General features: G+C 76.1%; 1 pseudogene. It reads right to left on the bottom strand.

Going from position 1 to position 827, the window contains the following annotated elements:
• Positions 1-463, bottom strand: a pseudogene (locus L0B03_RS18575) (hypothetical protein); the annotation flags it as partial.
• Between the last annotated feature and the right edge of the window lie 364 nt (positions 464-827).

Here is an 827-nt window from a genome sequence, read left to right as displayed (position 1 = left end):
CGACGGCCCCCATCGCGGCCGCGAGCCACAGCACCGGCGCGACGACGGTGACCAGGGCCGTGGTCGGCCAGCGCCGGGCGAGCAGCACGTAGACCAGCGCCAGCGCAGCGGTGCCCAGGCCCGCACCGACGGGCAGGGCTGCGCCGTGGAGGTCCGGGGGGAACGGGGCGCCGTCGACCGTCGAGGTGACGAGCATGAGAGCCAGCAGCAACCCGCCCAGGGCGACCATGGCCCGGGCGACGAAGGTGGCCCCGCTGCGTGCGAGCAACCAGGCAGCCACGAAGGGCACGACGGCGACCGCGAGCTCGGCCAGGGGCCTGGTGGTCGGGGCGACGTCGCCGAAGGCGAAGGCCACCAGACCGAACACCCCGACGAAGAGCAGCAGCACCCCGAGGTAGGCGAGGCCGTGGACCGTCAGGTCGAGGTCGAGCCGCTGGCGGACCGAGGACCACCAGCGTCCCACCGGGCCTGGGGGACGCGGTGCGGGTGGGACGACGGGGCCTCGGCCGCCGGGCAGCGGGGCGTGGGCCGGGCCCTGACCAGAGGGCAGCGGGGCGTAGTCGGCGGGTGCCGTGGTGCCCGGGAGGGGCAGCGACAGGCGTGGCGGCTGGGGCCGCGAAGGCGGGGTCTGCGAAGGCGGGGTCTGCGAAAGCTGGGTCTGCGAAGGCTGGGTCTGCGAAGGCTGGGTCTGCGAAGGCGGGGTCTGCGAAAGCTGGGCGGGCGAGCTGGGGGCCGGCGAGGCGAAGGCGGGCTGAGCCGACGTCGTCGAAGGGCTGGCGCTGGGGGCGGGCGGCGCCGGAGCAGCGGTCGGGGCAAGTCGGATCGTA

This window comes from Actinotalea sp. C106 (assembly GCF_023630195.1).
Classification (GTDB): domain Bacteria; phylum Actinomycetota; class Actinomycetes; order Actinomycetales; family Cellulomonadaceae; genus Actinotalea.
Note: the sequence above shows the minus strand (reverse complement) of the source record. Positions and strands in the feature narration are given on the sequence as shown.